The sequence below is a fragment of the Magnetovibrio sp. PR-2 genome (assembly GCF_036689815.1).
Lineage (GTDB): Bacteria > Pseudomonadota > Alphaproteobacteria > Rhodospirillales > Magnetovibrionaceae > Magnetovibrio.
On the sequence record NZ_JBAHUR010000012.1, the window covers coordinates 57,341 to 71,107 of the forward strand.

The following is a 13,767-nucleotide window of genomic DNA, read 5'->3' on the forward strand; positions in this document are numbered from 1 at the left end:
TGAAACTTTTGCAACAAATGTAACAAGTGTGTGTGTCATTTGTTGCATTTCAAGCGTATTATAATTCCTAACGACCCGAAAAACATCGGGCGGGAGGAACGCGGGCGCATATGATGAAATTCGATGAAACCCTTGCAAAAATGGAAGAGACCTTTGACCGTCTTTCGCCGCAACTGAAACGCGCGGCGCGTTATGTGATGGAAAACACAGATGATGTGGCGCTGTATTCCATGCGCCAACTTGCCGCTCAGGCCGATGTTCACCCATCCACCATGGTGCGTTTGGCGCGCGAATTGGGGTTTGATGGACACGCCCAATTCCAAGAACCGTTTCAAGAACGCCTGCGCTCCAAACCGAAGGTCACCTACGTCGGTGAAGCGCGGGATTTACAACAGCACAGCGACAAGACCGGATTGGTCACATTGGTCGAAGACCTGTTCCGGGTCGAATGCGCCACCTTTCAGCACATGGATGAAAATGGCCTGCCTCTGCAAATCGTTGAGGCGGCTGACGAGATGTGCAATGCCCGTAACATTTTTGCCGTTGGTGTGCGTTCTGTCTTTCCGGCTGTGTTTTATTTTCATTATGCCTGCCGGATGTTCACCAACAATGTGCACCTGGTCAGCGGTCATGGCGGTACTTTTGCTGACCATTTGCGTGGCATCGGTCAGGGCGATGTTGTCCTCGCGACGAGTTTTATGCCGTACAGCCGTCACACGGTGCGTGCTGTGGATTATGCAAAAGAACGCGGCGCAAAGATTATCGCCGTAACGGACAGCACGGTTTCACCCATAGCGCGCGGCGAAGACACCCTCAAGATCATTGTTGGCAATGAAAGTCCGTCTTTATTCCATTCCATCGTTCCGGCGATGACGGTGATTGAAGCCTTGGTTATGGTCATGATCGCACGCGGTGGAGAAGATGTGTTGAAAGCCTTGGAAGATAGTGAAGAACAACTCAACGGCTTCGATGCCTACTGGATGGAGAAAAAGGGCAGATTTCGCCGTTGAGCTTTGACACAACGTCGGGTCTTACCTTAACCTTTCTTGTGCAACACGGATTGACATGACGGTTGCATGTAATGAGCGGGGGAGACACGTGAACAGAATTCTGAAATCGGCCTTGATGTGGACCCCCTGGGTTGTGGCGCTGGTTGTGATCCCGGTGACATTTTCGTCGGCACAGAGCCCCTCGCGCTATATCAGCATCGGCACAGGTGGTGTGACGGGGGTGTATTATCCCGCAGGCGGCGGGATTTGCCGCTTACTCAACAAGGGGCGGCGAAATCACGGTATCCGCTGTTCGGTCGAAAGTACGCAAGGTTCGGCCTTCAATGTCGATGAGATCCGCAACGGTATTTTTGACTTTGGCATTGTGCAATCTGACGTGCACTACAATGCCGTTCAAGGGCAAGGGCATTTTACGGATGCAGGCCCTATGGGCACCTTGCGTTCGGTCCTGGCCTTACACGCCGAACCCTTCACCATTGTTTCGCGCTCTGATGCTAACATTACGACCCTTGATGAGCTGAAGGGTAAGCGGGTGAACATCGGGAATCCCGGTTCAGGCCAGCGCTCGACCATGGAAATGGTGATGGGTGAGAAGGGGTGGAGTGTCTCTGACTTTTCTAAGACAGCCGAACTGGCCTCGTCAGAACAATCCAAGGCCTTGTGTGACAATCACATCGACGCCATGGTGTTTACCGTCGGACATCCCAACGCTTCGATTAAGGAAGCGACGATTTCTTGCGATACCAACTTGGTGAATCTTGCCAAGGGTGATGTGACCAAAATCACCGAAAAGCATCCTTACTTGTTTGCCGCGACCATTCCCGGCGGTATGTATCGTGGGACGCAGAAGGATACTCGGACCTTCGGTGTGGGCGCGACGGTGGTGACCAGTTCCACCACGCCCGATTACATCGTTTATGAGCTGGTGAAATCAGTGTTTGAGAAAATCGAGGACTTCCGCCTCCTGCACCCGGCTTTTAAGCATCTCGACCCCAAGCAAATGACGTCACAGGGTCTGTCCGCGCCGCTCCATCCTGGGGCGGAGGCATACTTTAAAGAAGTCGGTCTATTGCCCTAAAAAAAGCCGCCCTCTGAATAGGGCGGCTTTTTTCTTAAACGCTTGTGGCCCCGTAATAGAGGTTCACGGTGTGCTTGGCTTCTGCGAAGAACAGCCAACGTTCCACGATGATGCCCAGCGAACAAAACGCCCAGGCCAAAACAACGGCAGCCAAAGCCACGTAGCCATCCAAGAACATCGCCAACAAAGACAAAGCCAGCGGCAGGGCAAAGCCCGATAGGTGAGAAATGCGCCGCAGGGTGTCGGCGTGCTTTTGCGCAACGCGGTAGCCCATTTCTTTCATCAAGTAGTTTTCCGACGTATGCGGCAGTTCCAGCACGGACACATCGCCTGCGGCATCGATGCCGATGGCGGAGTTGACGGTGGGCAAGCCTTTGGAGCGTTTGTTAAAGCTCCAATACAGGGTCTTCAATCCCCAACCCAGCGCAAGTGTCACGACGGTTAGGCCTTGGACGTAAGGGTTGATGGCGCCGAAGATGTGCATCAAGACGCTCATCAGCACGGCACCGCTCATCACTGACAGCAACAGATAAGACGGAACGGTCCAGTCGTTGTGCCATTGGTGAATGGTGCGCAGCGACTTATAGATCATCGCCGTGCAAATCACGGTGAGCCAGGCTAGTACAGCCGACAAAACTCCGGCAACGGCCCAAAGCCCGCCGGTGGTTTCAAACCAAACCCAGCCAACGCCAAACGCCAAAGCGGGCACGTAGGTCAGCACCGCCATCACGCCTTCGCGTGCGAGCCAGCTGGACTTCCACTGCGTCATGGCGCGCCAAGCGCGTTCGGGACGACCTAAGTGGAAGGTCGAGGCCAATAAGCCAACGGTCACCAAAGCCAGCGCAAAGAATAGGCCGGACAAGCCAACCCAACGGTCAGCCGGCAACAATCCGGCGGCGCCCAAGATGCCCATCATGGCCAGTAAGCCATAGCCTGCGCCGGAACATGTGGTGAAGAAAATAACGGAAAACGCGGGATGCATATCTTTATCTCCTTCCCTTACGCCGACAGAACTTTGTCGAGCCAGCCCAAGAAACCATCCGTTTCTATGGCTTCCAGCTCTTCAGGTGCACCGACGTCGGCGCTGTCGACTTTGCGCGCGCGTGGCGGCAAGTATTTGTTGGTGGGCTTGTAGCCCAGCTCCGGCATCAAGTCGCGGCCATGTCGGGCTGCGGTCAGCTGCGAGACATTGGATTCCGGATCGTTCAAATCACCGAAGTGGCGCGCCCCCGCCGGACACGTCAGAACGCATGCAGGTTGGCGGTCTTCGGGCTCTAAGTTTTCGTTGTAGATGCGGTCAATGCACAGGGTGCACTTTTTCATCACACCTTGGTCTTCGTCAAACTCACGCGCACCATAGGGGCAGGCCCAGCTGCACAGCTTGCAGCCGATGCATTTGTCGGTGTTGACCAAAACGATGCCGTCTTCACTGCGTTTGTAAGATGCACCCGTGGGGCACACGGTGACGCAGGCGGCATTGTCGCAGTGCAGGCACGATCTTGGGAAGTTGATGGTCAGGTTCGGGCGGTCGCCACGTTTGACTTCGAACGAATGCACACGGTTAAACCACACGCCGTCAGGCTTGTCGCCGTAGGGGTTATAGTCGGGCAGGGCGGCTGAATGACCGCCGGTGTTCCATTCTTTGCAGTTGGTGGCACACGCATGACAGCCCACACAGGTGTCCAAATCGATAACCAAGCCAAGCTTCTTGTTGGTTGAGGCGGGAAGGGTGGTCATGATTATTTGCCCTCCCGGATTTTTTTGTTTTCGGCTTTGCGCAGTTTTTTGAACTCTGCGCCATAGCGGGACACTTTGGGTGTGTCCGGCAGCTGGTCGAATTTCTCGATGACCGGGAATTGCGGCCAGCTTTCGCCAAATTGGGATGGCTCGGCTTTTTCGATTTTAACGCGCAAGTCGAACCATGCGGCCTGACCCGTAATGGGGTCGGAGTTGGAATAGCGATACCCGTCGTCTTGTTCAGGCAACAATTCCGAAATCAAGTGGTTCAACAAGAAGCCTTCTTTGGACTCGATGGCATCCTTGTCCAAGTTCCACGCACCCCGGCGTTTGCCGATGGCGTTCCAGGTCCACACCGTGTTGGGGTTCACGCCGTCCACAATTTTGATCTGGCAGCGAATGCGCGCGTGGTGGGACGACACCCACACCCAATCGTCGTCCACCGCGTTCATTTTGTCGGCCACGGTTTGGTGCACGAACAAACGGTTCTTACCCGTGATTTGACGCAGCCACGCGTTTTGTGATCCCCACGAGTGATACATGTGCATCGGTCGCTGTGTGAGTGCGTGCAGGTTGAACTCTTTGGTGTCGACCATGGTTTCTTCGAACGGCTGATACCAAATGGGCAGCGGGTCGAAGTACTTCAAGATCCGTTCCGCGTCTGCTTTGGGCGGTGTTTGTTCCGTATGGCCTTCGGCAGCCAAGCGGAATTTCTGGAACACCTCTGAATACAGTTGGAAGATGATGGGCTCACCATTAGGCAGCAAGCCTTTGTCGGCCGCCCAGTCCAAGTAGTTCTTGTTGGCCATTTTGAAGTAGCGCTGGTTGGGCGCAAATTCGTGCTGCCAGAAACTTTGGTTTTCGATGTACTTGTCCAGCTGCTTCGGGTTCTTTTCACCGCGCAACGGCTTGTCGCCGTCTTCGCCGCGCCAACCGCCCAGCATGCCGATGCCGGGTGCGCGTTCGTGGTTGACCATGTAGTCCGCCAAGCCGCCCGGATATTTCGCCGTACCGTCGTCGTTGGTGAGACCCGGTAAGCCAATGCGGTGGCCCAAATCGATCAGCACGCTTTGGAAGCCGCGCACGTCGCGGTCGGGCTCGACCACCGGATAGCGGATGGCGTCGGCGCAAGCGTCCGCGTTGGAGATCGGTCGGTCCAGCAACGAAATACAGTCGTGGCGTTCCAGATACGTGGTGTCGGGCAAAACCAAGTCTGCATAGTGCGTCATCTCCGACGCATAGGCGTCGGCGTAGATAATGTAGGGGATTTTGTAGTCGCCGTTTTCGTCCTTGTCGGTGAGCATCTCAATGGTGCCCGCCGTGTTCATGGAGCTGTTCCAGCTCATATTCGCCATGAACATCATCAAGGTGTCGATTTTGTACGGATCCCCTTTCCACGCGTTGTGGATCACCATGTGCATCATGCCGTGGCTGGAAATCGGGTGTTCCCAACTGTAAGCCTTATCAATGCGGCGCGGGCTGCCGTCGTCTTCCAACAACAAATCTTCGGGCCCCGTGGGGAAGCCCAGCGGTGCGCCCGGCAGGGGCGTGTTGGGGTGGACTTGGTCCGGCTTGCCGGTGGGTTTGACCCCAGGCGGGATGTGTTTGGGGTACGGAGCTTTGACGCGAAAGCCACCCGGAACTTCAACCGAGCCCAACAAGACTTGCAAAATGTGCAGCATGCGGCACGTGTGAAAACCGTTGGAGTGCGCCGAAATCCCGCGCATGGCGTGGAACGATACGGGGCGCCCGATCATCTTGTCGTGCGGTTTGCCGGTCCAATCGACCCATTCTTGGTCGATCTCAATGGTTTCTTTAAAGGCCACGTGGGCCAGCTCGGCAGCGATGCGTTTGATCTGCGCAACCTCAAGCCCGCAAACGTGTGCGACTTGCTCTGGCGCATACTTTTGATCCATGTAGCGGCGTGCCAAAATTTCGAAACTCGGCACGGCTTTACGGCCATCGGGGAGCGTGAACTCACCTTTAAGCGCCATACGCTCAATGCCCAACTTGGCGTTGACCAGTTCGTCAACGTCTAAGTCCCAGCACAGCGGGTTGCCGTCTTTGTCACGGGCAAACAGACCGTGGTCAGGCGCGCCTTCGTCTTGAATGACCAGCCAGCCGGAGTTGGTGTAGCGGATCAGATAGTCCACATCCACGTTGCCGGATTTCAGCAGTTCGTGCACCAAGGCCATAACGAACAAGCCGTCGGTGCCGGGACGGATGCCGACCCATTCGTCGGCAATGGCACCGTAGCCTGTGCGCACCGGGTTCACGGCAACGAACTTCGCACCGCGTTTTTTCAACAAGCCCAAACCCTTTTTGATGGGGTTGGAATCGTGGTCTTCCGCGACGCCGAACATCATGAAGTATTTGCTGTGGTGCCAGTCGGGCTCGGCAAATTCCCAGAACGCGCCGCCGATGGTGTACAGACCACCAGCCGCCATGTTGACCGAACAAAAGCCCCCGTGGGCGGCGTAGTTGGGTGTGCCGAATTGACTGGCCCACCAGCCGGTGAGGGCTTGGGATTGATCGCGCCCGGTAAAGAACGCAAGCTTTTTGGGATCGGTTTCGCGGATTTTGCCCAAACGCTCGGACGCGATTTGCAGGGCTTCTTCCCATTCGATCTCTTCAAATTCATTGGAGCCGCGCGGACCGACGCGCTTTAACGGCTTGTGCAAACGGGCGGGGGAGTAGTGCTGCATGATGCCCGAAGAGCCCTTGCCGCACAGCACACCACCGTTGACCGGGTGGTTGCGGTTGCCCTGGATGTAGCGGACCTTGCCGTCGTGCAAATAGACCTTAATGCCGCAACGGCACGCGCACATGTAGCACGTGGTGTATTTGATATCGTCCCCCAAAATTGGGGACAGATCGACGTTGTCGTCGGCGGCGTGGGGATCATCCACAGGGGTGGATGCGTTATTTACTTCGTTCATATCGACGTCTCCGCAAGGCCTTGAAATTCGGCCTCAAGCAAAGCCAAGTCCCGGGTCGGGGTTCATTCTTTTTGTGTGACGCAGGAATATTGCGCGTCTTTTTGTGCACCGATCCGCGGCTGGAGCCCGCGCGGAGCATGAACCACCATTATATAATAAAATCGTTATATAAGGGAAAGCTAAAAAACGTTTTGGGGCCCATTTTTCACAGTTTTCGGCCCTTTTTGGGATCATTCCACCTCTCAACTACCCCCATAGTAGGCGCGCCCCTGGCCTTTCGGGTAGGGAGAATCGCTCACGCACAAAAAAGATGCCTGGGCATAAGCCACAGGCACCCGTTTTGGCGTTTGATGATCCGAACGCTTGGTTATTTTTTCTTTTTGTTCTTTTTGCGCTCTTCCTTTTCGCGCTCTTTTTCACGCTTACGGTCTTCTTTTTCGCGCTCGCGTTCATCCTTATCGCGTTCACGCTCGGCTTCTCGTTCATCTTTTTCGCGTTCGCGTTCGTGCTCTTCTTCATCCTTGCGCTGTTCGCGTTCGTCTTCTTCGCGCTCGCGCTTGTCCTTGTCTTTATCATCATCGTCATCTGCGAATGCATTTGGCGCCGTCAAAGCTGCGGCTGCAACAATGGGCAAGCCAACTAAACCTTGGATCAAGGAGCGGCGGGTGAGTACGGTTTTCATGACAGTTCCTTCTCAGAAAGATGATATTTGCCCAAAATGTGTGGCACAAATACAAGTTTAGTATGACCAGTCTGAACGCATTCTGAACACTTGTCTTGAACAATTGACGCGGTCACAAAACAGATACCTTGCTTAGGTATGCTTCAGACAAAATTACTGTTTGCAAAAGGCTGAATATGCGTCTTGGCCGACGAAAGTTCCTTAATATACTGAGCGTATATTTGTTTTTTCCCTGGAGTGTGATGGCGGCTTCAGGCACTCAGCGCTTCATCTGCACGTACAACGAATGCGATCCGTACATCTACGACCCGGTGTTGGGCGACCCTGACAACGTCGCGGGCGATTACCCCATCCCGCCTGGAACCCCGTTTGCAGACTTGCCCGAAGGCTGGCTCTGCCCGGTTTGCGGTTCGCCTGTCAGCTATTTTGAAGAGACGGATGAACGCCCCCGCCAATAACTGCGGGCAAGATATTTGCGGAATATCCTGTTGTGCGGTCGTCTGATCACCGTTTAAGATGCTTTGGGGCGTGAAGAAGAAAGGGGGGAGTGGCTTTTCTGGCCATCTGCAGGCATGAAACTCAATACCAAAGTGACCGTTTCTTTTGCGCTAATGTCGTTAGCGCTGATTGTTATTCTTGTTGCGATTAACCTTTTTGCGTTTCGCACTTTCTCGATCGCATCATCGACCGAGCACATTCGCACGGCTGCTGAAATTGTACGTGTCGGACTGACCGAAAGCATGATCAATGGCGTCATTGATGAACGTGAAGGTTTTCTCAACCGCCTTAAGGAAGTGCAGGGGCTTTCGTCGGCGCGTGTGATGCGTTCGAACCATGTCATTAAACAATTTGGCGACGGCATTGGCTCGGAAACCCAAACGGATGATATCGAAAACAAGGTTATGAATGACGGCCAAGCCCGCTACGAAGTTGTCGAAGATAACGGCGATACCCTTTTTCGCGGCACTATCCCCTTCACAGCAACGGCCAGCGGCTCCCCCAACTGCCTCGAATGTCACGAGGTCAAAGAAGGCGACGTATTGGGCGTGGTGACCATATCCATGTCCATTGGTAGCCTGAAGTACAAGGCTCTGTTCACGGTTGCGGGAATCATCGGCACTGTGGGTGGCTTTTCCATTTTGGCGATGTTTTTCGTCCGCCGCATGATTAAACCCCTCACGCTTACCGCAGATAATGTCAAAGAGGCGGTGCACAACGCTGTCGAAGGCGATTTCACGACAAACGTGAAAAAGCTCACCAACGATGAGATGGGTGAGATTGCTTTGGATATGAACCGCTTGTTATCGTTCTTGGATGAAGGCCTCAACGACATCGGTGCGAATGTGATGAAGTTGACCAACCGCGCACCTCAGCCTGGCGAAAATCTTTTGGATGCCACCACCGATATGGTGGACGGCCTGACCCGCGCATCCATCTTTAAGCAAGCGATCGAAGAGGATGAAACAAAAGACGAGATTCTGCAGCGATTGGCCCAGGTCATTTCAAAAGAATACGGCATCACCGCATATTCGATTTATGAAATTGACCAGCAGAAAAAGAATCATATGACCACAACCATTGTGGATGGTGATTTGCAAGGGGCTTGCCGCTGGTGCGATCAGCAAATCCTTGTGCGAAACGACGCATGCCGTGCACGACGCACAGGGCATGTGATCGACGGCATTTCTGCTCCCGATATTTGTTATTCGTTCCGTCCGCCCGAAGGCCATGAAGATCACCGTTATCTCTGTATTCCGGTGATCCAAGCTGGCTCCGTCGGCAACGTGGTTCAGCTGATTTCCAAACCCGGAACGGGTGATGATATTCTGGAACAAGTTCCCTTCATTCAAGTTTATCTGCGCGAAGCCGCACCAGTGTTGGAAACGAAACGCCTGATGGCGACGCTCAAAGAATCCAGCCTGCGCGATCCGATGACAGGCCTGAACAATCGCCGCTTCCTTGAAGAATACATAGACACGCTTGTTGCCAATGCCGACCGTCGTCAGATCGGCCTGACCATCATGATGTTGGATCTCGACCACTTCAAAATGGTCAACGACACATACGGTCATGATGCTGGTGACGATGTGATCAAAGCCCTGGCCAAGGCGTTACGCCAAAGCGTCCGGGCGTCTGACATGGTGATTCGTTTCGGTGGGGAAGAATTCCTGGTGGTTTTGGTCGATTCCGTCGGTGAACCTGCTTCAGAGGTTGCCGAAAAGATACGCACAACCATCGAAAACATGGAGATCACCACAGCTGGGACCAAAATCAAAAAGACGATCTCAATCGGTATGGCGGAATATCCCAAGAACGCAGACACGTTCTGGCAAACCCTCAAGTTTGCTGATGTGGCACTTTACAAAGCTAAAGATCAAGGACGTAATCGTGTGATTCGCTTTGAAGAGGGGATGTGGACGGACGATGTTGCATACTGACGCGTCTTAAGTGTTCACTTTAGATCTCATAGGAAAAGCAGCATCAACGGCATGTTGATGCTGCTTTCCCTTTTTATAAGTCTCACCCAAGGTTGGGAAGGACGTTAGCCGATTTGGCCGCCGCCCACTTTGGTGATGACCATCACGCTGGGTTTCACCGGTTGATCGGCTTTGAATTCCGGCCAGCGGGTCGACGGGGCTTCGAACGTGGAGCCTTTGGTGTCGCCCGGGTGTTGCACAGCGGCGAAGTAAGCCGTGTCGTCCGTGTTGAACGACGGGCCACAGTGTTCAGCACCCAACGGGGTGGAGAAGAACAGCTTCACATATGCTTTGCCGTCGCCTTCGGTATCGGCTGCCCACACACCGTCGGCGATGCCGGATTTCGGCGCGCCGTCGGTGGCGATCCAGATGCGGCCTTTGGTGTCGAACGCACAGTTGTCGGGGCATGACAGCCATTGGCCTTCGCCCGTGCGTGCGTGGTAGACGGCTTTGTCGTCGGCGTTGGCCGGGTTACCTGCTAACAAGAAGAAGTCCCAGGTGTACTTCAGCGCCGCGTGGTCTTTGTCGGACCCTTTGGAGCCACCCGGAGGCGTCATTTCGATGACGTGACCGTGCTTGTTTTTGGCGCGCGGGTTGGCGGCGTTTTCGTCGCCGGATTTGCGCTTGGTGTTGTTGGTCAACATCATGTAGACCTTGCCGTTCACCAGGTTCGGCTCAACGTCTTCGGGACGATCCATCGGCGTTGCCCACATCAAGTCGGCGGCGCGGCGCGTCTCGATCATGACGTCGGCTTGGCTGGTGAAGCCGTTGGCCGGGATCAACGGACCTTTGCCAAATTCCAATGCCATCCATTCCAAGGTCTGGTCGGCGTTGAACTTGGCCACATAGAGTGTGCCTTCGTCCAAGATGTTGCGGTTGGCCGCAGCGTTCATCGTGTCGACTTTGTTTTTGGATACGAAGCGATAGAGATAATCGAAACGCTGGTCGTCACCCGAATACACCACAACGCGGCCGTCTTTGTTGACCATGGCGTGCGCGCCTTCGTGCTTGAAGCGGCCCAAGGCGGTGCGCTTGATCGGGGTCGAGGTCGGATCGTACGGGTCCAGCTCAACCATCCAACCGAAGCGGTTCGGTTCGTTGGGTTCTTTTTCGATGTCGAAGCGGTCATGGAAGCGGTGCCAACCGTAACGCGGTTTGCCCTTCATGCCGTAACGCTGATAGTTGCGCTCTTCGTTGGTTTTGGCCGGGTCTCCCGCGAAGTAACCGTGGAAGTTTTCTTCCGCGATCAACACGGTGCCCCACGGGGTGATGGAGCCTGCGCAGTTGTTGACGGTGCCCAAAACCATTTTGCCGGTCGGGTCGGCTTTGGTTTTCAAACGGTCATCGCCAGCCGCCGGGCCGGAGATTTCCATGGGCGTATCTGTGTGGATGCGGCGGTTCAGTTTGGAGCCGTTGACAACGGCCCAGTTGCCTGCTGCGTCGCGTTTGACTTCCACGACCGAGTGGCCGCAAGCGGCCATTTCGATGTTGGCTTGTTCTTCGGACTGCGCGTTTTGGTCTTTGCCAGCGTCGCCCGGGAACATCAGTTTGCGGTTGACGTATTCGTGGTTCACACACAGCAACGCGTGGTCGGCGGCGTTGGAGCCGCGCGGGATCGGCGCGAAACCGAGGAAATCGCAGTTGTAGCCGAACTGTTTGCGTTGTGCGGCTGCGGTTTGGTTCATGGGATCGAACGCCGGAGAGCCAGCTTCGACAGCATCGCCCCATTTGATCAGCACATCGGCGTCATAGCCGTTGGCGACGTGGTGGTTTTCGTCGTAAGCGTGGGGCAGGGCGTCGAACGTCAGCGTGGACGGGTCGGCGCTGGTGGCGGCCAAGGCGTCTTTGGCAAATGTGGACGCACCTGCGGTCGCGCCAATGGCGCCCATGGCGGTCAACGCGGTGCCGCCACGCAAAAAGCTGCGGCGTGATACGGCGCGTTCGGCAACGTCGGTAAAGCTTTCGGTGGTGCTGGGGTTGGACGAATAGTCGTCGTCGGCACCTTCGATATTAAGTAAGTCGTTTTGATCGGAAACGGTCATCTGACACTCCATCAAGAATCTCAACAAATTTGGAATATGTCTGGATAGACCCGTGAAGTGAAGGTGATGTGGCGGTTGCTTGACGATTTTGTGAATGGATTTACTTTATGGTGTAAGTCACTGGAATTGTACTGTTGTCCGGGAATTTTAAGCGCACCAGACGGCCGTTCTCATCGTACCAGAGCTCCCGGGTCAACTCACCGGATAGGGCGTAGTGGTGGACGGGTGTTTCGATGCCTTGGACGGTGACGGTCTTTGGGCCGAGGTCTTCGACTTTAATGGACAGCACTTTACCGTTGTGGGCGTTGAGCAGTTGCGTCTGGTTGACTGTGTCGGCGTTCCAGAGGCTCGAAGGTTGAAGGCCCAGCGGTAAAATCTGGCGACGGTCCATGCCCACGTCGAGGCTGTCGACAATCAAGCGGCCATTTTGTTCATAGGCTTGCACGCTAACGGTTTTGCCATCCGATTCCGTAATCGCCGTCATTTCATACAAAACACCCCCCGCCCAGGTTTCTTGGGCGCTGTGGTCAAAGGCGTATTTGGTGGTGAAGAAGCCTTCAATCTTGATTTCCGTGTGCACATCCACACGGATTTGATGCTTGATTTGCGACACGGTGACGCGGTGGCTGCCGATGATTTCCCCATCGCGAGAAATGGCGTAGTTGAGGGTTTCCGGCGTGCTTTGAGCGGATGCGAGCTGGGGCAGAAGGGCCGCAAGCAGGGCAAAAATCGACAAAAAAGTGCGTTTCATGAATAAAGCTTAACCTAAAGCCTTCGCTTTTCTAGCATTTTTCGGCAAAATAGCGTCAGCAGACATGAAGACGGAAGGTCGGGGTAAGCTTGCCTATGTTTCGCAATGTAAAGAACTTCTTTTTGGGAACGATCGCTCAGGCAATGAGCTTGGCGTTCTCTACCTCTGTTTGGGCGCAGAACCAAGACGGTATGAACCCGACGCCACAACAGCTTGAACGGATGATGTCTGCCAGCGGTGAAGAAATGGAAACCTTCGCCCTCATGCTGCAGATGGGCTTCATGGTGGTTTTCATGATCGTCCTGGGTGCGGTGTTGTTGATGGCCAAGCGCGACATGCGGGGCTGGAACCAGCCGATCAAGTGGGTGTGGTTTTCTTTTCAAGGACGATTAAACCGCAAAGCCTATTGGCTCAAAGGCCAAGTGCCGATGATGCTGATCAACTTCGGGGTGCAGATTTTTCTGAGCTTGCTGTCTTTTGTGTTGGTTGCGGGCGCAGGTGCAGGCGGCGCTGTGTTGGGTGGCATCACCGCGCTGATCGTCATGTTGCCATTTATGATTTTTTCGCTGTGGGTCGGGTTGGCGATTACGGCGAAGCGCTTTCACGATTTGGGATCGTCGGCGTGGTGGATTTTGGGCTTCTTCATTCCGTTCTACAACCTGTGGCTCGGCATCAAGCTTATGTTCTTTCGCGGCACGCCCGGCGCAAACGATTACGGCCCCGATCCCATTGATGAGATCGACGCCTTCATCGAAGAGATGACCGGCGGCGGCGATGTATATGAAGCTAATGACTCAGACGGCGATGCTGTTTCGCAACCCAAGCCCCGCGAACCCGAAGTCCCAGCGGAGCCCCAAGGTTTCGGCGCACGCAAGTTTGGCTTTGAGCCCAAAGAACCAGAACCTGGCACGCCTCAAGAGCCCGCATTCGAGCCGGAAGACTTACCCGGCGGTGACGCCAACCTCGACATCATCAAGCGCCGCTTAGGCGACGACATCATGCGTCCCATCAAACGCAAAGGCGGCGGTGGACGCCCTTCTGAGAGCTAACT

At 54.8% G+C, this 13,767-nt stretch carries 11 protein-coding genes; 5 read left to right on the forward strand and 6 right to left on the reverse strand.

Annotation, left to right across the window (positions count from 1 at the left end):
- Positions 1 to 110: 110 nt before the first annotated feature.
- Together V5T82_RS13965 and V5T82_RS13970 are read left to right on the forward strand one after the other, a co-directional pair.
- The gene (locus V5T82_RS13965) at positions 111 to 1,010 is read left to right on the forward strand and encodes a MurR/RpiR family transcriptional regulator (protein ID WP_332896272.1); all 900 of its coding nucleotides are present in this window, start codon (positions 111 to 113) and stop codon (positions 1,008 to 1,010) included.
- Between the two features lie 88 nt (positions 1,011 to 1,098).
- Positions 1,099 to 2,088, forward strand: coding sequence for a TAXI family TRAP transporter solute-binding subunit (locus V5T82_RS13970; RefSeq protein WP_332896273.1), 990 nt, complete (start codon positions 1,099 to 1,101; stop codon positions 2,086 to 2,088).
- A 34-nt stretch (positions 2,089 to 2,122) separates the two neighbouring features.
- Here the strand turns inward: V5T82_RS13970 and V5T82_RS13975 are convergent, their stop codons facing one another.
- The 4 genes from V5T82_RS13975 to V5T82_RS13990 all read right to left on the reverse strand — a co-directional run bounded on the left by V5T82_RS13975 (position 2,123) and on the right by V5T82_RS13990 (position 7,446).
- Positions 2,123 to 3,070: a dimethyl sulfoxide reductase anchor subunit family protein gene (locus V5T82_RS13975; protein WP_332896274.1), complete on the reverse strand. Its 948-nt coding sequence runs from the start codon at positions 3,068 to 3,070 to the stop codon at positions 2,123 to 2,125.
- Between the two features lie 17 nt (positions 3,071 to 3,087).
- Positions 3,088 to 3,825, reverse strand: coding sequence for a 4Fe-4S dicluster domain-containing protein (locus V5T82_RS13980; RefSeq protein WP_332896275.1), 738 nt, complete (start codon positions 3,823 to 3,825; stop codon positions 3,088 to 3,090).
- A gap of 2 nt (positions 3,826 to 3,827) precedes the next feature.
- Positions 3,828 to 6,764, reverse strand: coding sequence for a molybdopterin oxidoreductase family protein (locus tag V5T82_RS13985; protein WP_332896276.1), 2,937 nt, complete (start codon positions 6,762 to 6,764; stop codon positions 3,828 to 3,830).
- A 367-nt stretch (positions 6,765 to 7,131) separates the two neighbouring features.
- Positions 7,132 to 7,446, reverse strand: a complete 315-nt coding sequence (locus V5T82_RS13990; RefSeq protein ID WP_332896277.1) for a hypothetical protein — start codon at positions 7,444 to 7,446, stop codon at positions 7,132 to 7,134.
- A 242-nt stretch (positions 7,447 to 7,688) separates the two neighbouring features.
- On the opposite strand from V5T82_RS13990, the gene V5T82_RS13995 reads away from it, so the two are divergent.
- Both V5T82_RS13995 and V5T82_RS14000 read left to right on the forward strand, forming a co-directional pair.
- A complete protein-coding gene (locus tag V5T82_RS13995) occupies positions 7,689 to 7,904 on the forward strand; it encodes a rubredoxin (RefSeq protein WP_332896278.1) in 216 nt (71 codons plus the stop codon).
- Positions 7,905 to 8,018: 114 nt separating this feature from the next.
- Positions 8,019 to 9,884 (forward strand): diguanylate cyclase, encoded by a 1,866-nt coding sequence (locus V5T82_RS14000; protein ID WP_332896279.1) that lies wholly within the window; start codon positions 8,019 to 8,021, stop codon positions 9,882 to 9,884.
- Positions 9,885 to 9,988: 104 nt separating this feature from the next.
- Here V5T82_RS14000 and V5T82_RS14005 read toward each other — a convergent pair whose 3' ends face one another.
- Together V5T82_RS14005 and V5T82_RS14010 are read right to left on the reverse strand one after the other, a co-directional pair.
- Entirely contained in the window at positions 9,989 to 11,965 is a 1,977-nt protein-coding gene (locus V5T82_RS14005; protein WP_332896280.1) for a PhoX family protein, read from the reverse strand.
- Between the two features lie 100 nt (positions 11,966 to 12,065).
- Positions 12,066 to 12,716: a DUF6134 family protein gene (locus V5T82_RS14010; protein WP_332896281.1), complete on the reverse strand. Its 651-nt coding sequence runs from the start codon at positions 12,714 to 12,716 to the stop codon at positions 12,066 to 12,068.
- 95 nt (positions 12,717 to 12,811) lie between these two features.
- Here V5T82_RS14010 and V5T82_RS14015 point away from each other — a divergent pair, with 95 nt between their 5' ends.
- Positions 12,812 to 13,765, forward strand: coding sequence for a DUF805 domain-containing protein (locus V5T82_RS14015; protein WP_332896282.1), 954 nt, complete (start codon positions 12,812 to 12,814; stop codon positions 13,763 to 13,765).
- The last annotated feature ends 2 nt before the right edge of the window (positions 13,766 to 13,767 follow it).